This window comes from Rhodanobacter lindaniclasticus, from assembly GCF_004799035.1.
Classification (GTDB): Bacteria; Pseudomonadota; Gammaproteobacteria; order Xanthomonadales; family Rhodanobacteraceae; genus Rhodanobacter; species Rhodanobacter lindaniclasticus.
Window position 1 is genome coordinate 83,465 of record NZ_MWIO01000014.1, and the last position, 22,335, is coordinate 105,799.

Below are 22,335 nucleotides of genomic sequence, written 5' to 3' on the forward strand. Positions count from 1 at the left end.
CCGGATCCAGGCCATCTCAATGCTATCGTGCCATAGAGCTCCGACAGTCCCGCAAACAACCCACGCATGTGAACCGCTCCAAGGGCAACCATGAAACTCATCATCCAGATCCCCTGCCTCAACGAATCCGAAACTCTGGCGATCGCCCTGGCGGACCTGCCCCGCGAAGTCGAAGGTTTCGACTCGGTTGAATGGTTGATCATCGATGATGGCTCCACGGACAACACCGCCGAGGTCGCGCGGCAGAACGGCGTTCATCATGTGATCCGCCACCCGGTCAACCGTGGTCTGGCGGTTGGCTTCATGTCCGGCCTCGATGCCTGCCTGCGGCTGGGGGCGGATGTCATCGTCAACACCGACGCGGACAACCAGTATTGCGGCGCGGACATCCCCAAGCTCACCGCGCCGATCCTGGCCCACGAGGCTGACATCGTCATCGGTGCGCGTCCGATCGACGACACCGCGCACTTTTCCTGGGTGAAGAAAAAGCTGCAGCGGCTGGGCAGCTGGGCCGTGCGCATGGCCAGCAAGACCGACGTGGCGGATGCGCCCAGCGGGTTCCGAGCGATCTCGCGCGAGGCCGCTATGCGGCTGAACGTGTTCAGTGCCTACACGTACACGCTGGAGACGATCATCCAGGCCGGGCAGAGCAACCTGTCCATCCTCTCCGTGCCGATCCGCACCAACGGCGACTTGCGCCCCTCGCGACTGGTCAAGAGCATCTCCAGCTATGTGCAGCGCTCGCTGGTCACCATCCTGCGCGTGTTCGTGATCTACCGCCCGCTGGCGCTGTTTTTCTATGTGGGCTCCGTGTTCTGGCTGATCGGACTGGTGGCGGGTGGCCGCTTCCTGTATTTCTATCTGAGTGGTGGTGGCGAAGGGCACATCCAATCGGTGATCCTTGCCTCGTTGTGCGTCACCCTCGGCATGCTGCTGTACATGATGGGGCTGATCGGCGACCTGGTCGCCACCAATCGCAAGCTGATGGAAAGCATCAATACGCGATTGAAGAAGCTGGGCTACGGGGACCACAAGCGGGACTGATTCGTCGTGGTGTTCACCACCGCGATCCCTCGCCTCTGCAATGTCCGCCACTGCCCGTATCGACTGGCGACGCCACCAGCTCCGCCGACGCAGTGCCCCTCCGGCAGGGCACCGGGTTCAAGGCGTCCTCAGATTTGACGCGCTAAACTGCGCTGTCCGGCGTTGCTTTTCCACCCGCCCAGCGGGTGAAGGCGCATCTTTCCCCACCCGAAGCGCGAAAGGGAGTGCTTCATGTTGATCCCCGTCATCCTCAGTGGCGGCAGCGGCACACGGCTGTGGCCCCTGTCACGCAAGAACCTGCCCAAGCAGTTCCTGCCGCTGGCAGGCGAGCTGACCTTGTTCCAGCAGACCGTGGTTCGCGCCCGCGCGTTGCCGGATTCGGCGAGCCCGGTGGTGGTCTGCAGCGAGGAGCACCGCTTCCTGGTTGCCGAACAACTGCAGGCATTGGGCATCACCGACGCCTCGATCGTGCTGGAGCCGGTGCCGCGCAACACGGGCCCTGCGATCGCGCTGGCCGCGTTGCAGGCGCTGCAGCGGGATCCCGAGGCGACCCTGCTGGTGCTTCCCGCCGACCACCTGATCGGCGATGCCGGCAATTTCACCGATGCCGTGCACAAGGCCTTGCCGCTGGCTGCCGAAGGCTGGCTGGTCACGTTCGGGATCCGTCCCGATGCGCCGGAGACCGGCTTCGGCTACATCCGCCGTGGCGATGCCCTGGGCAGCGACGCCTTTCGCGTCGAAGCCTTCGTGGAGAAGCCGGACCGCGCCACGGCCGAAGGCTATCTGGCCGGCGGTGGCTACGACTGGAACTCGGGCATGTTCCTGTTCCAGGCCCGGCGCCTGCTCGACGAACTGGCGCAGCTGGCGCCCGCCATGCACGCCGCGGTGGCGGATGCGTACCAGAGCGCGAAGACCGACCTCGACTTCGTGCGCATCGACCAGGACGCCTTTGCCCAGGTCGAGGCCGATTCGATCGACTACGCCGTGATGGAAAAGACCGCTCGCGCAGCCGTGGTCCCGGTGCATTGCGGCTGGAGCGACATCGGTTCGTGGGACGCGCTGTGGGCCGCTTCCGAACGCGACGCGGCAGACAATCGCCTGGAGGGCGACGTGCTGGCGCTGGACAGCCACCATTGCTACGTGCGCGCTTCCGATCGCCGCATGGTCGCCGTGCTTGGCGTCGACGACTTGGTGATTGTCGACACCGCCGATGCGCTGCTGGTCACTCGCCGCGACCGGGCGCAGGACGTCAAGCAGATCGTCGAGCAGCTCAAGACCGGCGAGCGGCCGGAGCACCGGTTGCACCGCAAGGTCTACCGCCCGTGGGGCAGCTACGATTCGATCGACATGGGCGAGCGCTTCCAGGTCAAGCGCATCGTGGTGAAGGTCGGCGCGGCACTGAGCCTGCAGAAGCACCACCATCGCGCCGAACACTGGATCGTGGTGTCAGGCACCGCCGAGGTGACCCGCGACCAGGAGGTCTTCATGCTCAGCGAGAACGAAAGCACCTACCTGCCGCTGGGCAGCGTGCATCGCCTGCGCAACCTGGGCAAGGTGCCGCTGGAGCTGATCGAGGTGCAGTCCGGCAGCTACCTCGGCGAAGACGACATCGTGCGGCTGGAGGATGTTTACGGTCGCGCGTGATCGAGATTCGCAACGGTTTCCTCCCGATACAGTTAACGAGTCAGTTCGCTGCGTCTTCCAACGCGGCCCCGACAAAGCGAACCCTGAGGTAAGATCAGCGGGCTGTTTGCTATCCTAGGGTACCGAGCATGGTCTATCACTTCGAGTACGACTGGTTCAGCCCAAACATTGAAGTTTTCAAGAAACATCTTGCACACCTGGCAGGAACCCCTTGCGAGACACTTGAAATTGGCACCCATGAAGGCCGATCGACCACGTGGATGCTGGAGAACATCCTTACCCACCCGGATGCGCGAATCGTCGCCATTGATCTTCTGCAGCAGCCCAACCTGTGGGACAACTTGGTAGAGAGCGGCCAACCGCTCAAGGTGGAGCTTCGTATCGGCGTTTCAAGCGAAGTCGTTCCAACACTGCAAACCAACGCGTTCGATTTCGCCTACATCGACGGCAGCCACTGGTCATGCGACGTGCTGGAGGATGCCATACTGACCTTCAAGCGCATGAAGGTTGGGGGCATCATGGCGTTCGATGACTACTTGTGGGATGACCCGGCGTTCAATGAGCATGGCACCCCGAAAGTTGCTGTCGATGCCTTTCTGACCTGCTACGCACACAAGCTGGAACTGCTGGAAAAGGGCTATCAGGTCTGGGTCAGGAAAATCAGCGACTGACCTGTCCATCAAGGAGCAAGGCAGTCTGGTAAACCACCACCGCCTGCTTCGCGCGCTTGACCTGAAGGCACCATTTCGAGCGAGCGCTTTTCATCTGAGTCCCCACCTGGGTGACAGTGAAACGGGTCAATCCTCGATCAGACGACGCAGCTCCTCCGTCTTGCCCACTAGCATGGCCTCGTCACCGCGCGTTTCGACGTTTAAACGCAACAGCGGCTCGGTGTTGGATGAGCGCAGGTTGAAGCGCCAGTCGTCAAAAGCGACGCTGAGGCCATCGGTACGATCCACCGTCCCTGCAGCTTCCGATACATAGCGTGCCTCCGCCCGCGCCACTACCGCGGCCACGTCAGCAACCCTGAAGTTGATCTCGCCGCTGCACGGATAGGCGGCGATGCGTTGTTCCACCATCTGCGCCAGCGGAATGTCGGTCGTGCTGATGCGTTCGGCAATCAGCAACCAGGGAACCATGCCGGTATCGCAATAGGCGAAGTCGCGGAAGTAGTGATGCGCGCTCATTTCGCCGCCGTAGACCGCGTCCTCGGCACGCATCCGCTCCTTGATGAACGCGTGCCCGGTCTTGCTCATCACCGGCACGCCACCCGCAGCTTTCACCATGTCGATGGTGTTCCAGCACAGGCGCGGATCGTGAACGATCCGGCCTCCGGGATGCTTCTCCAGCAGCTGTGCAGCGAGCAGGCCAACGAGGTAATAGCCCTCGATGAAACGACCTTCGGCATCGAAGAAGAAGCAGCGGTCGAAGTCGCCATCCCACGCGATGCCGAAATCCGCGCCGTGGGCGCGCACCGCATCCGCCGTAGCCGCGCGGTTTTCCGGCAGCAGCGGATTGGGTATGCCGTGCGGGAAACGGCCATCGGGTTCGTGATGGATGCGAATGAACTCGAACGGCAGGTGGGGTGCCAGCTGATCGATCACCAGGCCGGCACCGCCGTTGCCGGCGTTGACGACGATCCGCAATGGGCGCAGCGCGGCACGATCCACATAGCCGAGCAGGTGATCGATGTACGCCGACTTGTCCATGTCCACGCGCTGCGTCGCTGGACCACCCGGCGGCGGAAACTCGCCGGCCTCGACCAGTGCCTCGATGTCGCGCAGGCCGGTATCGCCACTGATCGGTCGGGCATCCTGCCGCACCAGCTTCATGCCGTTGTAGTCCATCGGATTGTGGCTGGCAGTGACCATGATGCCGCCGCCGACGCCACGGTGCGCGGTCTGGAAATATACCTCCTCGGTACCGCACAAGCCGATGTCGATCACCGCGGCGCCGCCGTCATTCAAGCCCCGCGCCACCGCTGCGGCCAATGCAGGACTGTCCAGTCGCACATCGCGCCCGACCACCACCTCCGCTGGTTGCAGGATCTGCGCAAACGCGCGGCCGATGCGGTAGGCGACGTCTTCGTTCAGCTCGTCAGGGACGCGACCGCGGATGTCGTAGGCTTTGAAACAACTGGGCATGTTCGTTCTTTGTGTGTTCAGTGGATCGACATGGGCATGGTGGCAATCGTCGACCAGTCATTGCCGTCGGGATAACCAACCACTACGTGGAAGGAATACTTCCCTGGTGGCAGCGGGTTGCCGTCATAACCGCGCACCGTGGCCTGCACCTTGATCAGGCCGCTGGCCTCGCCCGCAGGTACGAACAATCGCGCCGACCGCTCGCCGAGCCAGGCCGACTCCCCCGGCCGGGTCACAAACGCTTTCAGGTTGACGACAGTCGGGAATCCGGACCGGGTGGAATATCGCAAGGTGACGCGATGCGTCCCCAGATAAGGCCACAGCGTCCGCAGGTACGGAAGGGTCGATACGATGTAGTAGGCCTTAGCCCGCATGGAGGCATGCGGGAAGCTCAGCTGTTTGCGCGGGTCGCCCAAGCCGAGATGTACCTTCGCCTTGAACGCCTGAGCATCGATCTTCGTGCACTTGGCCGGCTCCGGTACCTTTGCCGCCTCGTTGAAATTGCAATACAGCTGCTCCAACCCCGCGCTGCTCTGGCGGAGGGCCAGATGATCCTCGAATTGCTGGCTCTGCCGCGCAGGGTCGCCGGGTCGGGAGATGACGAGGGTGGCATCCGGGTTGATCATTCTGGCCTGCGTGCGCAAGAACAGGGGATCACCATCATCGATATTGAGAATGATCTTTCCGCGGAAGGGCTGCCTCGGCTGATCGAGCCGGGAGCGCCATTGGAATGCATGGCTCGAACCGGCGGATTGATGGACACGTGTGATGCCTATCCCTCCCGTCAGCAAGATCCCGCACACCAGCATGCCAGCGAGGCGCGGCTGCCAGCGGAACGACAACACAAGCACTACGTTGACGAGGGCAAAACCCCACAGCAGGTGGCCGGTGTCCAGTTGCCATGAGGGCGTGCGATAAGTGAACAATCCCGCCACCAAGGTCCAATAGGTTGCCTGCGGGAGCCTCGCCACCAAGTGCATCGCCAGGGGAACGGCCAGCAGCGCCAGTACCAGCGAAATCACTGCAAACCTGGGGACCGCGCGTGGCCTTTCGATGCACCAAACCAGGCCGAACGCCAGGAAGGGCAGCACCAGTGGATCGCTGTAGCGGCCGTAGAACACGTGGTGCGGACCACTCGGCATGCTACCCATGGAAATCACGATCAGCGCATAACCGCCCAGCAGTGCCAGCAGCAGGAACATCAGCGCACTGGAGGCGTCCACTTCTCCCCGAGCGTGGCGTTGCCTGGCTTGGGTCAGCACGGCCCAGACACCAGGAACCAGCAGGCCCAGAGTAGCGATGAGCAGGTAGGCGAACTGCCCGGCGGCTGCCTCCAGCATGGTCAGCAGCGTCGATGGATGACGAAAGCGCCGAGCCAGTTCCAGCACCATCTTGGCGAGCGAATCCTGCGCGCCATGGAGTTCACCGCGATAGACGTGTTCGATGAAATAATTCTTGAGCAGGTTGCCCAGAATCATGATCAACGCAAAGACGGCCACACATGCCAGTGCACGTACCTTGCGTCCATCCATCCGGACCTGGTAACCGAGCACCATCAGGCCCGCAATGCAGAGGACGATCAGTCGCGAGTGGATGTAGTAACAACTTGCAAGCAGCACGGCGTAGAGCACCGCATCCAGATAACCGGAGTCGGCGCGCCCCATCCTGGCCACCTGGATCGCCACCAGCCAGGGCAACACGGCAATCAGCGATTCCGACCAGGTGAAGTGCACGTAGAACACCAGCGACGGGTACAGCAGCACGGCCGCTACCGCGATGTAACGATTCACGCTGTTCGTGACGAACTTTTTCAGAAACGCGTTGGCGAGGATCCCGGCAGCGATCACCAGAAACACGTTCAGGAACTGTGCGGCGTGATACCAGCTGGTCGGTTTGACCAGCATGTAGATCGGTGTGAGGAACAGGGAGTACCCGTAGCTGTACCAGGGGAGGCCCTGTGCGACATTTGACCAATCGTGCCCGGCCAGGTAAGCGGCGATCACGGAGTACCCGAACTCGTCAGGCACCATCAAGGGCGCGGAATAACCCCGGAGCATCCTCACGTAGTAGGCAGCAATCACGATCAGCAGCAGCGCAAGTACGCCGCCGCGATTCTTTGCTCCGGCAAGCCATTCAGTCCACTTCATGTCCACTCCACGCTTCGAGCAATGCAGCTCGTGATCGTCGTCCGGATGAGACCGCGCGACGAGAGAGCCCGCGAGCGATCAAGGCTTTCACTTCCCCGGCAGGAACGCCGCCATCCAGTCCGGCATGTTCACGCCATACACCTCCAGGCCGCGCCGCAGATTCAGCCCGAAACCATCGGTCTTGCGATAGTGTCCTTCCATGAAGAACAGTTGTCGGTACTTCTCGGGATGCTTCTTGAGCAGCAACGCGTCCTTCTCGAAGAAGCGGTTGCGCTCGGCCTGTGACTCGCGCTGGATGTCGCGGCGCTGTGCCGGGTGGAACACTTCCACGCCGGTCGCGTAGGGCACCTCGCCGATGGCCTGCAGGCGCCAGCCGAAGTCGGTGTCTTCGCGGAAATGGGGGGTGTCGAAAGCGGGATCGAAACCATCGAGTTGCTGGAATGCAGTGCTGCGTACCATCAGGTTCGCGGTCATGAAGCCGATGCCTTCGAAGCCGACATTGGTGACCGGCCGCCATTCCGGTTCGTCGATGTGATCGGAGCGGATCAGACCCTCCACGCCAACGACGGTCGGTGACTCAAACCAAGCCCGCCCCTTCCTCAGCCAATCGGCCGCGGGCTCGCAGTCGTCGTCGGTGAAGGCGATGATCCGTCCCGTCGCGAGGCTGCCGCCCAGGTTGCGCGCGGCCACCGCACCCTTGATCTCGCTGTGCACATAGCGCAACGGGAATCGCCGCACGGCCTGCGCCGCCGGCCAAGGCGAGGCCGACTGGTCCACCACGATGACCTCGAAATCCCGCTCGGTCTGCGCGTCGAGTTTCAGCATCAACTGGTCGAGCAGATGGTGTCTTTCATAAGTGGGAATGACGACGGTGAAATGCGGCCTCGGCCCGGACTTCGCAGCGAGCCGGACGGAAAGCTGACGCCCCACCGCCGGCGAGATGCGCTCCCACGCATAGAAGCTCTCCACGTTCCTGCGTCCGAGCGTCGCGTACTCCCCGCGCCGGCCGGCATCCCCGAGCAAGCCATCCAGTGCCGTGCCAAAGCCGTCGAGTTCGGCGACGACGAAAGGCGGCACGCCGTGCGAGCAGATGCCGCGCGCGCCGATTCGCGTCGTGACAGTCGGCAGGCCGGCGGCCATGAAGTCGAACATCTTGATGCTGGTGCCCGACCCGGCGGACAGCGGGTTCACTGCCACGTCGGCCGCGCGCATCCACGCGTGCTTGGCTTCCTCCTCCAACGTGCCAAGCAGGATGACGTTCGAGGGCAGGCTTTTGTTCTGGAGCCGGTCGCAACAGCCGCCGATGAGGGCAAAGGCCACATCGGGGCGGTCACCGGCCAACTCGTCCGCGACGAATGCCGCGGCATCGTTGTTGGGGCCGTAGTTCGAGCCAACGAAGATGACCAGCCGCGGCTTGCCCACGCGCAGCACCTTCTTCGCTGCCGCGCGCTGCTCGCTCGTGGGCAGCTCGTAGGTGAACGCAAAAATGCCATTGGGTGCCACACGCAACTTGTCCCAGCTCACGTCGTAGACGCGGGCGAAGATCTCGCGATCCTCCTGGGAACAGGCGAGGATCAGATCCGCCTCGCGGCACAGGCGATACTCGAGCGCCACCACGCCACGCACCAGCGGGTCGGCGGCGGGGATGTCGTCATGCAACGACATCCTGAGCAGGCCTTCCACGTTGTGCGATTCGTAGACGACGAGCTGATCGGCGCGCAGCACTTCGGCCACGGCCGCGTAAGCCCAGGGATGCGAGAACACCACCACGTCGGCTTCCATGGCGTGCTTGCGGGCCGTGGCAAGGTACTCTTCCGACAGATGCACCTGGTCGGCGAAGGCGATATCGATCACGGTGCGCCCGGCGGTGCGCCGCGAGAGGGCGGCGGCGGCCTCGTGATGTACGGGCGACAGCGGCACCACGATCTCGCGCAGTCCCGGCGTGAGTTGCTGGTCGCGGAGGGACTCGCCCGGCCAGTCGTAACTGCCGACATAGGTGCAGGCGATACCCGGGCCCAACGCGTGATACAAGCCCAGCAGGCGCTGCCGCCCGCCGCCCACCGCCGGCATGATCGGCTGCATGTCGATCACCGTCACCCGCAACTGTTTCCCTGTCACCGCAACCATCCCGCAAGACCCCCTGTCAACCGGCAGAAGCTTCGACCAGGCGGCCGGCGATGTCACCCCATGACAGCCCCGACACCCAAGCCAGACCGGCCTGCCCAAGCGACTCGGCCCGCTCGCGATCGCCCCAGATCATATCAATATGCTCGCCGATAGCCCTCGGATCGGGCGGGCAGACATAGCCGGCCATGCTAGCCCGCACGATCGCCGCCGCTTCGCCCGAATCGCGGCAGGTGATGACCGGCTTGGCGCTGGCAAATGCTTCCAGCGTGACGTAGCCGTAGTCCTCGCGCATGGGCGTGAACGGAATCGCATAAGCTCCCGCGTACAGCTCGACCAGCTCGTCATCCGATACGCGGCCACGAAACTCGATGCGCGGATCATCCTTCGCCAGCGCGCGCAGTTCCTGCTCCGCCTCGCCGGTGCCGGTGATCACCAGACGCAGCGGCGCACGCACGTGGCGCATGGCACGAATGACCAGGTCCACCCGTTTCCACGGATGCAGGCGGCCGGGGAGCAGCAGGTAATCGCCGAAGGCACCGGCGTGGAAGTCACCGCCCCACAACGGCGGATGCATGACCTCGGCATGAAGCCCGTTCCACCGTTGCAGCCGCTGGGAAACTTCGCTGCCGATCGAGAACACCCCACGGCAATGCGGCGGCGACAGCGCCCGCGTATCCAGCTGGTGGATCAGGTCGCGCTGCGCGCGGTGCTCCGCTCCAGCCTGGGGAAACGCGCTGTCGAACATGTCGTAGAACACGCGGATGGTGTGCACCAGGTAGCAGACATGGCGCGGGTGCCGCACCATCCACGTCGGTGCCTTGGTCGATACCACCATGTCGAACGCCGACAGGTCCAGGTCGTAACAGGCGAGATAGTTGCGCTTGATCTGCTCGAACGTCGACTCATCGGCGACGACGGGCACTTCCTGGGCCTCGTGCCCACCCTGGCGGAACGCCTCCACCAGTGCGTCATACAGACGCTCCGCCCCGCCGGCTTCGCCGGAGGCGGAGCGCACGGTGACGATCGCGACTTTCACGCCGCCTGCCCCTGCAGGCGACGCATGTCCGCATCCACCATCATCGTGATCAACTGCTCCAGCGAGGTCTTCGGCGCCCAGCCCAGCTTCGCCTTGGCCTTGGCAGGGTTGCCCAGCAGCACGTCCACCTCCGCCGGGCGGAAGAATTTCTGGTCGATCACCACGTGGCCTTCATAACCCAGGCCAAGATGGCCGAAGGCGATCTTGCACATGTCACGGACGGTGGTGGTGATTCCGGTGGCCACCACGTAATCGTCGGCCTGAGGCTGCTGCATCATCAGCCACATCGCCTCGACGTAGTCGCCGGCAAAACCCCAGTCGCGCTTGGCGTCGATATTGCCCAGACGCAGTTCCTTCTGCAGTCCCAGCTTGATCGACGCCGCCGCGTGGGTGACCTTGCGGGTGACGAACTCGACACCGCGCAGCGGCGACTCGTGATTGAACAGGATGCCGCTCGACGCATGCAGGCCGAAGCTCTCGCGGTAGTTCACCGTGGCCCAGTGCGCCATCAACTTCGCCACGCCGTAGGGGCTGCGCGGATAGAACGGCGTGGTCTCGTCCTGCTTCTCGGCCTGAATCAGGCCGAACATCTCGCTGGTGGATGCCTGGTAGAAGTGCGCCGCCGGATTGACGATGCGCACGGCCTCCAGCACGTTGATGGCGCCCACGCCGCTGACCTGCGCGGTCAGTACCGGCTGCTGCCATGACGTGCCGACGAAGCTCTGCGCGCCGAGGTTGTAGACTTCGTCCGCCTTCGAGGTTTCCATCGCCCGCGCCAGCGACGACAGATCCATCAGGTCGCCCTCGATGTAGTTCACGTCCTGCTCGACGCCTGCTTCACGCAACCTCCAGCGCATGTCCGAACCGCGCCGGGCCACGAAACCATGCACCTGATAGCCTTTCTCGAGAAGCAGTTTGGCGAGATAGGCTCCGTCCTGTCCGGTGATGCCCGTGATGAGTGCGCTTTTGTTCATGGCGTTTGGCTCGTCCTGAATTGGTCAAGTATCTGTTGCAGGGATGTTTCGAGGGGAACGGTCGGCTCCCAGCCGGTGTCCGCGCGAAGGCGCTGGCAGTCCGCCACCATGCGCCGCTGTTCGCTGGGGCGCAATCGCGCGCTGTCCTGCACTACCGCCGGATCCACCCCGGCCAGCGTGCAAAGGGTCTGCAGAATGGAGCGAATGGTAACCTCCCGGCCCGAACACACGTTGTATGTCTGCCCAGCCCGCCCCCGGCCAAGCATCGCGGCATAGGCCCGGACCACGTCGCGCACGTCGGAGAAGTCACGGGTCACGTCGATGTCGCCCACCATCAGCGTGGGCTCCTGCAGGCCGGCGGCAATCCGCGCCACCTGGCGCGCGAGCGCCGGCACCACGAAGCGGTCGCCCTGGCCCGGGCCGATATGGTTGAACGGCCGCGCCACGATCACGTCCAGCTGTTCGCTGCGATGCCATTGCAGGCACAGGGTTTCGGCCGATATCTTGCTCGCGGCGTAGGGGTTGCGGGGCTCCGGCCAGCGCGATTCGCTCACCGGCAAGGCGGACTCGGGCACCGTGCCGTAGACATCGCCCGAGCTCACGTACAGCAGGCGGCCGGGAAATTTCATCTCCCGCAGCGCGCACAACAGGCTGAGCGTGCCGAACAGGTTGACGTCCAGCGTCTCGCGCGGATCGGTAAAGGAATCCGGGACAAAGCTGCGCGCGGCGAGGTGGATCACCCAGTCCGGTTGCACGGCGGCCAGCGAGGCGTGGAGCGCCTTGCTGTCGCGGATGTCGAGGTCATCGGGCATCACGTGCAGGGTGCAGGGCCCGAAACCGCCATCGGCGACGATGCGCGCGATGTGCTGGCCGACGAAGCCGCTTGCACCGGTGATGTAGAGCTTCTTCATCGGATCATGCCCCCTGCCCATGCGCGATCCCCGCCTGCGGCTTGCGCGCCACGATCGCGTAGTCCGGCGCGGCGGTCAGCAGGCCGACGATCCTGTTGATCTGGTTGGCAGCGGCAATGTCTTCATTCACCGGCTGGATGTCCATGACCCCTCGATTGAGGGTCAACCGGTCGATAACGGCGTGCTCGAAGCCGCGGGCCTCGACGACCCACTGGAGCAGGGGCGGCGGAATCGGGTTGCGGTGGGTGGGATCCATGTAGAACCAGTACGAGCCGACCGTCAGGTTCTCGGGATTGGGCGTTTCCAGGATCAGCACGCCGCCCGGCCGCAGCACCCTCAACGCCTCGTCGACGAGCCGGATGAGCACTTCGTAGGGCAGGTGTTCGACCAGGTGCATCGAGGTGATGGCGGAAACGGAGTCGCTCTCGAGGCTACGCAGATGGGCGACGGCATCCTGCTCGACGGCGTCGAGACCGAGGGATTGCGCCTCGCCGACCATGACATTGTTCAAATCCACACCGCGCGAAGCAAAGCCATGCTCGGACAGCACTTCCAGCCATTCGCCACGACCGCAACCGAGATCCACGACCATGCCATCACCAGCCTCCACGCCGGCCTCGCGAAATGCATCGAGATAATGCGCGGCGCGCGTCTTGATGTCTTCCCGGCTGCCCCGGAAGGTGTCCTCGAACGATACGTAGTGCGCGTCCAGCAGGCCGTCGCTCGCCGGCTCCTCGCCGGAACCGGCGGGCGCCGCCGGCGACGGCTCGACCAGCTGCTGATTCATGCGATCGGATAAGGCGACCAGCCGGCGTTCGACGGCATGCACGGTACGACGATCGCTGGCACCGTCCGTGATCGCCTTTGTCGTCGCCGACAGTGCGGCTTCGAGCTGCTGCTCCAGCCGGGAACGCGCGGCGGCCTGCTCGGCCAGCATGGATTCGAGCCGAGCGTATGCCTCCGCTTGATCCGCCAGCGCGGATTCGAGCCGAGCGGTCAGTGTCGCCTCGATCTGCGCCGTCAGCGATACCTGCTCGGCAAGCTGCCGATGCAATTGATCGACAGCGTTGGCAAGAGCGGGCATCTCTTCCGACAGCCGCGCATGCAACCGGCGTTGCAATCCGGCGAGGGTATCCAGTTGGTCATCCAGCTGTGCCTGGCGCGTCTCCGTTGCCAAGGCCAGTTCGTTGAGCGCCTGCCCGACTTCGTGGATTTCCTGCGCCCCGACGGCTTCCATCCTCTGCAGGTGTCCAAACAGCCTGGGCAGGCGGAAGATGGCAATCCCAAGGGCGAGGAACCGACCCAGCACCGGGATGTGCCGCCACTGGTGCAGCTTGTAGGGGACCAGAAGCCCATCCACATGCACACCGTGTTGCATGCCTTCATCCGAAAACCGGATGTGGCCAAGAATCTCGACCTTGCTGCTGGTCCCGGCGCGCAGCGTGGCGAGATAGTGTGCCCTCTCGGTGGCCGCCGCCGATCGGCGAAGCAGGATCCGGAAGGCGTTGTCGACGAAGTCCCCGTCGGAGGGACGCATCATCTCGGCCAGCGTGTACTGCGGCTGCAGCGGCAGCGTGCCGGTGGACGACTGCCAGCGAGGCAGGCGGTCTTCCTCGGGGACCGGAGCGGTGGAAGCCGCGGCGGAAACGGACGTCCCGCCACGCCGCCGCTTCAGCTCGCGGCGCATCCGCTCAAGTACCTCATCGACGCTCAGGGCGTCGGCCGTCGGCTCGCCTGCCTCGGCGCGCGCCACGTGAGCAGGAGTTAGCAGGGGATCTTCCGCGCTGCCGGTCACTTCACGGCGAACGCGGGCCATCAGTTCCGCCAGGTCCGGTCCCTCGTGCGCCTGCGCCGGGACTTCGCGGTTGCCCGGTTGCGAAGGGTCAGGACGGTTCATGCGATTTCAACCTCGATGAATGAAGATCTGCGGCGGGCACGGGCAGCCAGGTCACGACGGGGATCGACCGTCCGGCACACGAGCCTCCTGGCCGGCACCGATCCGCGTTACCGACGCGTCAGCCCGACCGCACGGGGAGATGGTGATCTGCGGTTGTATCCAGGCCATCCCGACGAAGGTAGTACGTTGCGTGTTCGCGACGGTAAACACGAGCGCGAGATCGCGCCACTCGTAGTTGTTCACCAGGTGCGTTTCGGTGCTCGACAATGCCACAGAGAACGAATACGTCCCCACGCCGAGATTCACCGGGAAGCGGGCGCGAAACTCGAACTGGTCGCCGGTCTGCGCATTCTCGATGACTTGGTCGGTATAGAACGAATTGGTACCGAATACGGCCTGACCCAGCCGATCGCGAATCACGTAGCCGACCACCAGCCGAGCCAGCGCGGACTCGACACGAACCCGGATGACCAGGTCGACCGGATCGCCGACCCCCACGAACTCGACACGCTGGCCCGCGGCGTCCTCGAGCCAGATCGAATCGATCACGGCTTCGCCGGTACCCGACACCGTGACCGCCGCGCCGTCCTCCTGGCGGCTCTGCCGCACCGTGCTGTTCTCCTTCTCGGAGATCAGCGCATTGTAGAAATCCAGTACTTCCTGCGGCGAGCCGTCGGCGACCAGTCGACCCCGGTCGATCATGACGGCCCGGTCGCACAGCGCCTGCACGGCGGACTTGTCATGGGAGACGATCAGCAGGGTCGTCCCTTCGTCGCGGAACTCGCGGATCCGCTTGAAACATTTATGCACGAAATACGCATCGCCGACGGCAAGTGCCTCATCGACGATGAGCACATCGGGCCGCGAGGCGGTCGCCAGGCTGAAGGCGACGCGCATCTGCATGCCACTCGAGTATGTGCGCACAGGCTCGTCGAAATATGCCCCCACCTCGGCGAACGCCTCGATCCGGGGCAGCAAGGTGCGTATCTCCGCCCTCGAAAAGCCCATGAGCCCCGCGACGTGTTCGCTGTTCTGTCTGCCGGTCAGATCCGGATCGAAGCCCATGCCGAGCTCCAGGATGGCCGCCACGCGGCCACTCGCCCGCACGGTACCCTCGGTGGCGCCCAGCGTACCGGTGATGATCTTGAGCAGCGTGCTCTTGCCCGCGCCGTTCTGGCCGACGATGCCCAATGCCTCGCCTGCGTGCACGGCAAAACTGATGTTCCGCAAGACCCAGTGGTCCTTGACGTTCGACGAGTGCATGCCGAACCAGCTGCCGAACCGGCGCCACTCGCTGCCGTAATCCCGGAAGGACTTGCCTACGTTCTGAACTTGCAGGACGACTGCCTTCACAGCACGTCCACCATGTCGGGAGCCGCCTTGCGGAACAGCAGCAGCGAACAAGCCAGCAGGATCAGGGCCGCTACCGTCACCCCCAGCAGGCCATCGGGCTCCGGCGCACGACCATAGACCAGCGTGTCCTGGTAGGCCGCGACGATCCAGTACATGGGATTGAACTGCATCGCCGCGTGGAGCCTCTCTGGAATGATGGACGACATGTAGACCACCGGTGTCAGCCAGAACCACAGCTGCAACACCACCATCATGAACTGGGCTACATCGCGGACGAATACGTTGAGCACACCCATCAGCAGCCCCAGGCCAAGCGAGAATGCCGCGGTCACGAACGTCAGCAAGGGCACCCACAGCAGCGCGTAGATCGGAAAATGCCCGAGCAACGCGAACACGATCATCATCACGACAAACAACAGGACGTTGTTCACCAGCGCCGAACCCAGCGTGACGATGGGCAGGCATGCGCGCGGAAACACGATTTTCTTCAACATGCTGCCGTTCTCGACGAAGACCGTCAGCGACCGTGTCACCACCTCGCTGAACAACGACCAGGCCTGCATGCCAGCCAGCAGGTAGATCGAGTAGGCATAAGGGCTGTCGATACCCGGCAGCTTCGCCACCATGATGCGCGACAGCACCAGGGAGTAGATCAGCACTTGGGCCAGCGGCTGCAGGATCATCCACACGGCACCCAGCTTGCTGCGGGCGAAACGCGAGCGCAGGTCGTTCCTGATCGAGGAGACAATGAAATGGCGATAGCTCCAGATCGCTCTCGGCATGCCCTTCATGGTGCTGTCTCCCATCGACCCGCGCCGTCGGAATGTACTGCGGCCACCGGCGGAATGCCGGCCCGGGACGACCGCGATTCGATTCGCCGGATGATTTCCTGCGCCGCCGCGTGCGGTGAAAGCCTGGTGCGGATGTCGTGCGCCGCCCGGGTACCGATGCGGCCCGCAAAGCCAGGATCCTCCACCAGCCGCCGCATCAGCTCGGCGGCCTGGTCGACGTTGGCTTCGGCCCAGCACTGACCTTCGGGGTGCGGGTACTCACCTTCGCCTACGGGCACCAGTTGGTAATCGACCAGGCAGCTGTTGTCGGCCGTCATGAACTCCATGTTCCCCGACCATGCGGTGGCGATAGCCGGCTTGCCGAGGCGCATGCACTCGGCCAGACCGAGACCGAACCCCTCCGCGCGATGCAACGACACGTATGCATCGACACAACGCTGCAACGCACCGAGATCTTCGCGATCAATGACGTCATCGCGAAAAATGATTCGCTCATCGGCGCCGACGGCGTTCAGCAATACACGCAACTTTTCCGAATGACGATGGCCATTGCTGGACTTGACCAGCAACTTGACGTTCGGTCGTCGGTCGGCGAAGGCACGTCGGAACGCATCGATTGCCGCGCGGGGATTCTTGCGCGCGAGGTAGGAGTTGAAATCGAAGCTGCACAGGAAGATGAAGTCATCCTCGTCCAGTCCGAAGTCAGCGCGGGTCAGCCCGCTGTCCGGCGACTGGCCGATCGGCAGTGGGGCACTCCATACCGGCTTGTCGGTGACCGCGGCCACCGCATGGCGGATAAAGCCCGTCGATACCATCACTTCGTCCACGCGATCCAGCGCGTGACGCCATGCGTCGGGAAACTTCTCCAGCTCCCAGAACCAGCACGCGATGGTGTGCCGATCACCCAGGCGCTCGCGTCCGATGCTGGCCGTGGCCTGTTCCAGATAATCGGGATTGACGAAAATCAGGTTGACCCCATACGGCGTCTCGGCGCCGATATGCGGATCGAGGCTGCGATCGTCCATGCCATGCGGTATGTCGATGTCGATGTCGTGGATCGCCACTGGATAGCCTTCCGCCAGCAAGGCCCGCGCATACTGCCGCGCGCCCTCGGCGAGGCCGAATTGGCCGCGGGCATAGGCGAAAATATTCACGCCGGAGGCGCCAGCATGAGCACCCCCGGCGATTGCCGCCACCGGCTCGGGCGGGCGAGGTTCACGAGCCCACCCTGCGGTTCGCGCGAACTTCAGTTGTTGGCCGGCACGCGCCACCAGCACCTCCGACGTGCGATTGCGCAACCGTGCCGGGAAATGGCGATACATAGCCTTGAGCCAGGGCTGCCGGCGTATCCATGCCGATAGGTTCAAGAGCGCGATGCCGATGGCCCTCCTTTGCTTGCTCACGGTGCTTACCTGCTGTGGTCTGTTCATGATGCGTTCCGCCCAGTCTCCCCACTGGGCACGCGACGTGTCGTAGTGTCTAACGGCCCAAGGCATCGGCCAGCTCGGCGCGGAGATCCGCCACATCCTCCACACCCACCGACAGACGCACCAGCCCATCACTGATACCCAGCCGCTTGCGGTTGGCCGCGGGCACCGAGGCGTGGGTCATGATGGCGGGGTGCTCGATCAGGCTCTCGACGCCACCGAGCGACTCGGCCAGGGCAAACAGCTCGCAACGCTCCAGCATGCGGCGGGCCTTTTTCAGGCCGCCCTTCACCTCGATGGTGACGATGCCGCCGAAGCCGTGCATCTGGCGCCTGGCCAGCGCGTGCTGGGGGTGGCTTTTCAGGCCGGGGTAGATCACGCGCTCGACGGCCGGGTGTTTCTGCAACCACGTGGCCAGTTCCAGCGCGCTGGTGCAGTGCTGGCGCATGCGCAGGTGCAGGGTCTTCAGGCCGCGCATGGCGAGGAAGGCGTCGAACGGGCCGGCCACGGCGCCCACCGAGTTCTGCAGGAAGGCCATCTGGGCGGCCAGTTCCTGATTGCCGGCAACCACGATGCCGCCGACCATGTCGGAGTGGCCGTTGATGTACTTGGTGGCCGAATGCAGCACCAGGTCGGCCCCGAATTCCAGCGGGCGCTGCACCATCGGCGAGCAGAACGTGTTGTCCACCACCAGGATCAGGCCGTGCTTCTTCGCGAACGCGGCGACCTTGGCCAGGTCGACCAGCTTCAGCATCGGATTGGTCGGGGTTTCGGCCCAGATCATCCGCGTGTTCGGCTTCAGTGCCGCTTTCAGCGCCGCCGTGTCGTTCAGGTCGACGAAGCTGAAGTCCAGTCCGGCCGACCGCCGGCGCACCCGCTCGAACAGGCGGTAGGTGCCGCCGTAGAGGTCGTCCATCGCGATCACGTGGCTGCCCGAGTCGAGCAGATCCAGCACGGTCGCCGCCGCAGCCAGGCCGGAGCCGAACGCGAAACCGGCGACACCGCCTTCCAGATCTGCCACGCAGCGCTCATAAGCCATGCGGGTCGGGTTCTGCGTGCGCGAGTACTCGTAGCCCTTGTGCTTGCCCGGGCTTTCCTGCACGTAGGTGGAGGTAGCGTAGATCGGCGTCATGATGGCGCCGGTGCTGGGATCGGGATGCTGGCCAGCGTGGATCGCGCGTGTTCCGAGTCCGTGGGGGGCAACAGGCGTCTTCTTGGGCATGGCAGGCATCGCAGGCAGGGCGGCGCCGGCGAAGGCCGGTACCGCGTGAGGGATCGCGTATTGTAACCGCGCCGCCATGGTTTGCCTTAACGTTAAGTGTTACCCGGCGGGTCGGCCCCGCGTCAGGTGCTGGCTGGCGCAATCCCCATGACACAATGATCACTTCCCTCCAAGGAAATGCATGCTTCATGAAAACCCTGCTCGTCACCGGCGGCGCCGGCTTCATCGGCGCGAATTTCGTGCTGCAGGCGGTGGCCGACGGCTTGCGCGTGGTCAACCTGGACAAACTCACCTACGCCGGCAACCTCGACACGCTGGCCTCGTTGCATGGTGATGCGCATCACGTTTTCGTGCAGGGCGACATCGGCGACCGCGCCCTGGTGGCGCGGCTGCTGGCCGAACACCAGCCCGACGCCGTGGTGAACTTCGCCGCCGAATCGCATGTGGACCGCTCTATCGACGGCCCGGCCGAATTCGTGCAGACCAACGTGGTGGGCACGCTGGGCCTGCTGGAGTGCGCCCGCGACTACTGGCGCGGCCTCGACGGTGCCGTGCGCGACGGCTTCCGCTTCCTGCACGTCTCCACCGACGAGGTGTACGGCTCGCTCGGCGCCGAGGGCAGGTTCACCGAGTCCACACCGTACGCGCCGAACTCGCCGTATTCCGCCTCGAAGGCCGCCTCCGACCATCTGGTGCGCGCGTTCCACCATACCTACGGCCTGCCCACGCTCACCACCAACTGCTCGAACAACTACGGGCCGTACCAGTTCCCCGAGAAGCTCATTCCGCTGGTGATCGCCAAGGCGCTGGCCGGCGAGGTGCTGCCGGTCTACGGCGACGGCAGGAACATCCGCGACTGGCTGTTCGTGGGCGACCACTGCAGCGCGATCCGCCGCGTGCTCGACGCGGGCCGCATCGGCGAGACCTACAACGTGGGCGGCAACGCCGAGCGCGAGAACATCGCGGTGGTGAAGACGATCTGCGCCCTGCTCGACGCGCGCCGTCCGCTGGCCGATGGCCGCGCACGCGAATCGCTGATCACCTTCGTCAAGGATCGCCCCGGCCACGACCGCCGCTACGCGATCGATTCCTCCAAGCTGCAATGCGAGCTCGACTGGAAGCCGTCGCAGACCTTCGAAAGCGGCATCGCGCAGACGGTGGACTGGTACCTTGCCAACCAGTCGTGGGTGCAGCGCGTGCTGGACGGCAGCTACCGCATGGAGAGGCTGGGCGCATGAGCAGTACGCAGAAAGGCATCATCCTCGCCGGCGGTTCCGGCACCCGGCTGCACCCGATCACCCGCGCGGTGAGCAAGCAGCTGCTGCCGGTGTACGACAAGCCGATGATCTACTACCCGCTGGCCACGCTGATGCTGGCCGGCATCCGCGAAGTGCTGGTGATCAACACCCCGCACGAGCAGGACATGTTCCGCCGCCTGCTCGGCGACGGCTCGCAGTGGGGGCTGGATATCCGCTACGCCGTGCAACCGTCTCCGGACGGCCTGGCGCAGGCCTTCACCATCGGCCGCGACTTCGTCGACGGCAAGCCGAGCTGCCTGGTGCTGGGCGACAACATCTTCTACGGCCACGGCTTCACCGAGCGGCTCAAGCGCGCCGCCGCGCGCGAGCATGGCGCCACCGTGTTCGGCTACTGGGTGAAGGATCCCGAGCGCTACGGCGTGGCCGAGTTCGACGCGGCCGGCAAGGTAATCGGGCTGGAGGAAAAGCCGGCCCAACCTAAGTCACATTACGCCGTCACGGGCCTCTACTTCTACGATAACCGTGTGTGCGACTACGCCGCCTCGCTGAAACCCTCGCCGCGCGGCGAGCTGGAAATCACCGACCTCAACCGCTGCTATCTGGACGACGGCTCGCTGCACCTGGAGCAGCTCGGCCGCGGCTTCGCCTGGCTGGACACCGGCACACACGAGTCGTTGATGGAAGCGGGCAACTACATCGAGACGATCGAGAACCGCCAGGGCCTGAAGGTGTGTTGCCCGGAGGAGATTGCCTATCTCAACGGCTGGATCAATGCCGAACAGTTGCTGGCGTTGGCCGCGCCACTGGCCAAGACCGGTTATGGCCAGTACCTGCAGCAGCTGACCCGACAAGGCCGCGTACGATGAAAGTGATCAAAACCGTGGTGTCAGGCGCGTTGATCATCGAACCGCAGGTATTCGGCGATGCGCGCGGTTTCTTCTACGAGAGCTACAACAAGGCCAAGTGGATCGAGGCCGGTATCGACGTCGATTTCGTGCAATCCAACGTGTCGCGCTCCGCGCGCGGCGTGCTGCGCGGCCTGCACTACCAGTGGCCGAACCCGCAGGGCAAGCTGGTCAGCGTGCTGGAAGGCGAGGTCTACGACGTGGCGGTGGACATCCGCCGCGGCTCGCCCACCTTCGGGCAATCGGTGGGCGTGATGCTCACCGCGGACAACCATCGCCACTTCTGGATACCGGAAGGCTTCGCCCACGGCTTCTGCGTGGTCTCCGACTTCGCCACCTTCACCTACCAGTGCACCGCGCTGTACGACCCGAAGGCCGACGCCGGCATTCGCTGGAACGATGCGGCGCTGGCCATCGACTGGCCGGTCAGCGCGCCCTTGCTGTCGGACAAGGACAGCAGGACACCGCTGCTCGCCGATGTACCGCCGGAACGGCTGCCGGTCTACACGCCGTGAAGTTCCTGCTGCTCGGTGCCAACGGCCAGCTGGGTCGTACCTTCCTCGACCAGGGTGGTTTGGCCGCGCGTGGCGAGCTGGCCGCGACGTGCCGTGATGGCGTGTTGACGGCTGGGGGCCTCGGTGAGATCGCCGACCTGTCGGACCCCGCATCGCTCCCCACCCTGCTCGACCGCCTGCAGCCGGACGTGATCGTCAACGCCGCCGCCTACACTGCAGTCGATCGCGCCGAGCAGGAAGAAGCGCTGGCTACCCGCGTCAACGGCGAGGCAGTGGGCGTGCTCGGCAGCTGGGCGGCGGCGCACGGTGCGCTGATGATCCACTACTCCACGGACTACGTGTTCGATGGCCGGCAATCGCGGCCCTACGCGGTCGACGCGCCCGCCAACCCGCTCGGTGCCTACGGTCGCAGCAAGCTGGCCGGCGAACGGGCGCTGCATGACAGCGGCGCCGATCATTTCATCTTCCGCACCGCGTGGGTCTACGCCGCGCACGGGCACAATTTCCTGCGCACCATGCTGCGCCTGGGCGTGGAGCGCGACGAACTGCGGGTGGTGGCCGACCAGCACGGCGCGCCGACCGATACCGGCCTGATCGTGGACGGCACGCTCGCCGCACTGGACCGCTGGCTGTCGTCGGATCGCGCGCAACGCGAAGTGCTCGTCGGCACGCATCACCTGGTCGCCAGTGGCGCAACGACCTGGCACGGTTTCGCCAGTGCGATTTTTGAGCAAGCCTCCGCGCTGGGTCTGCTGCCGCGGCAGCCACGCGTGACATCGATCACCAGTGCCGAGTTTCCCACCCCGGCCGTACGCCCGGCGTACTCGTTGCTGGATAATGGCAACTTTCAGCAGCACTTCGGCTTCACCCTGCCCGACTGGCGGCATGGCTTGCAGGACGTGATGCGCCGGCTCGCCGCCTCCGGGCACTGAACAAGGC

At 64.5% G+C, this 22,335-nt stretch carries 18 protein-coding genes; 7 read left to right on the forward strand and 11 right to left on the reverse strand.

What is annotated here, in order from left to right; all coding sequences use genetic code 11:
* Positions 1 to 90 precede the first annotated feature (90 nt).
* The 3 genes from B1991_RS04790 to B1991_RS04800 all read left to right on the forward strand — a co-directional run bounded on the left by B1991_RS04790 (position 91) and on the right by B1991_RS04800 (position 3,359).
* A complete protein-coding gene (locus B1991_RS04790; protein WP_136257569.1) occupies positions 91 to 1,044 on the forward strand; it encodes a glycosyltransferase family 2 protein in 954 nt (317 codons plus the stop codon).
* Positions 1,045 to 1,275: 231 nt separating this feature from the next.
* A complete protein-coding gene (locus B1991_RS04795; RefSeq protein WP_136257570.1) occupies positions 1,276 to 2,688 on the forward strand; it encodes a mannose-1-phosphate guanylyltransferase/mannose-6-phosphate isomerase in 1,413 nt (470 codons plus the stop codon).
* Positions 2,689 to 2,816: 128 nt separating this feature from the next.
* Positions 2,817 to 3,359 (forward strand): class I SAM-dependent methyltransferase, encoded by a 543-nt coding sequence (locus tag B1991_RS04800; RefSeq protein WP_136257571.1) that lies wholly within the window; start codon positions 2,817 to 2,819, stop codon positions 3,357 to 3,359.
* 126 nt (positions 3,360 to 3,485) lie between these two features.
* Here the strand turns inward: B1991_RS04800 and B1991_RS04805 are convergent, their stop codons facing one another.
* From B1991_RS04805 to B1991_RS04855, 11 genes are all read right to left on the reverse strand, one after another.
* Positions 3,486 to 4,832: a phosphohexomutase domain-containing protein gene (locus B1991_RS04805; RefSeq protein ID WP_136257572.1), complete on the reverse strand. Its 1,347-nt coding sequence runs from the start codon at positions 4,830 to 4,832 to the stop codon at positions 3,486 to 3,488.
* A 17-nt stretch (positions 4,833 to 4,849) separates the two neighbouring features.
* The gene (locus B1991_RS04810; protein ID WP_136257573.1) at positions 4,850 to 6,979 is read right to left on the reverse strand and encodes a hypothetical protein; all 2,130 of its coding nucleotides are present in this window, start codon (positions 6,977 to 6,979) and stop codon (positions 4,850 to 4,852) included.
* A gap of 87 nt (positions 6,980 to 7,066) precedes the next feature.
* Positions 7,067 to 9,076 (reverse strand): glycosyltransferase, encoded by a 2,010-nt coding sequence (locus tag B1991_RS04815; RefSeq protein ID WP_168709577.1) that lies wholly within the window; start codon positions 9,074 to 9,076, stop codon positions 7,067 to 7,069.
* 46 nt (positions 9,077 to 9,122) lie between these two features.
* Positions 9,123 to 10,142 carry a glycosyltransferase gene (locus tag B1991_RS04820; protein WP_136257575.1) on the reverse strand — a complete coding sequence of 340 codons (1,020 nt, stop codon included), beginning with the start codon at positions 10,140 to 10,142 and terminating at the stop codon, positions 9,123 to 9,125.
* On the reverse strand, positions 10,139 to 11,116 hold the full coding sequence (locus B1991_RS04825) for a GDP-mannose 4,6-dehydratase (protein WP_136257576.1): 978 nt from the start codon (positions 11,114 to 11,116) through the stop codon (positions 10,139 to 10,141). Before B1991_RS04825 ends, B1991_RS04820 begins: the two co-directional genes overlap by 4 nt.
* Positions 11,113 to 12,027, reverse strand: a complete 915-nt coding sequence (locus B1991_RS04830) for a GDP-mannose 4,6-dehydratase (RefSeq protein ID WP_136257577.1) — start codon at positions 12,025 to 12,027, stop codon at positions 11,113 to 11,115. Before B1991_RS04830 ends, B1991_RS04825 begins: the two co-directional genes overlap by 4 nt.
* A gap of 4 nt (positions 12,028 to 12,031) precedes the next feature.
* Entirely contained in the window at positions 12,032 to 13,924 is a 1,893-nt protein-coding gene (locus B1991_RS04835; RefSeq protein WP_136257578.1) for a methyltransferase domain-containing protein, read from the reverse strand.
* 51 nt (positions 13,925 to 13,975) lie between these two features.
* Positions 13,976 to 15,277 (reverse strand): ABC transporter ATP-binding protein, encoded by a 1,302-nt coding sequence (locus B1991_RS04840; RefSeq protein ID WP_246031059.1) that lies wholly within the window; start codon positions 15,275 to 15,277, stop codon positions 13,976 to 13,978.
* Entirely contained in the window at positions 15,274 to 16,068 is a 795-nt protein-coding gene (locus tag B1991_RS04845; protein ID WP_136257579.1) for an ABC transporter permease, read from the reverse strand. The genes B1991_RS04840 and B1991_RS04845 overlap by 4 nt, the downstream gene beginning before the upstream one ends.
* Entirely contained in the window at positions 16,065 to 17,498 is a 1,434-nt protein-coding gene (locus tag B1991_RS04850) for a glycosyltransferase family 4 protein (protein WP_136257580.1), read from the reverse strand. Before B1991_RS04850 ends, B1991_RS04845 begins: the two co-directional genes overlap by 4 nt.
* A gap of 49 nt (positions 17,499 to 17,547) precedes the next feature.
* Positions 17,548 to 18,717 carry a trans-sulfuration enzyme family protein gene (locus tag B1991_RS04855; protein WP_136257581.1) on the reverse strand — a complete coding sequence of 390 codons (1,170 nt, stop codon included), beginning with the start codon at positions 18,715 to 18,717 and terminating at the stop codon, positions 17,548 to 17,550.
* A gap of 188 nt (positions 18,718 to 18,905) precedes the next feature.
* On the opposite strand from B1991_RS04855, the gene rfbB reads away from it, so the two are divergent.
* The 4 genes from rfbB to rfbD are packed head-to-tail and all read left to right on the forward strand — an operon-like array spanning position 18,906 to position 22,328.
* Positions 18,906 to 19,955, forward strand: coding sequence for a dTDP-glucose 4,6-dehydratase (gene rfbB, locus B1991_RS04860; protein WP_136257582.1), 1,050 nt, complete (start codon positions 18,906 to 18,908; stop codon positions 19,953 to 19,955).
* Positions 19,952 to 20,842, forward strand: coding sequence for a glucose-1-phosphate thymidylyltransferase RfbA (gene rfbA / locus B1991_RS04865; protein ID WP_136257583.1), 891 nt, complete (start codon positions 19,952 to 19,954; stop codon positions 20,840 to 20,842). The genes rfbB and rfbA overlap by 4 nt, the downstream gene beginning before the upstream one ends.
* A complete protein-coding gene (rfbC, locus tag B1991_RS04870) occupies positions 20,839 to 21,396 on the forward strand; it encodes a dTDP-4-dehydrorhamnose 3,5-epimerase (RefSeq protein WP_136257584.1) in 558 nt (185 codons plus the stop codon). Before rfbA ends, rfbC begins: the two co-directional genes overlap by 4 nt.
* Positions 21,393 to 22,328, forward strand: a complete 936-nt coding sequence (gene rfbD / locus B1991_RS04875) for a dTDP-4-dehydrorhamnose reductase (RefSeq protein WP_136257585.1) — start codon at positions 21,393 to 21,395, stop codon at positions 22,326 to 22,328. The genes rfbC and rfbD overlap by 4 nt, the downstream gene beginning before the upstream one ends.
* Positions 22,329 to 22,335 lie beyond the last annotated feature (7 nt).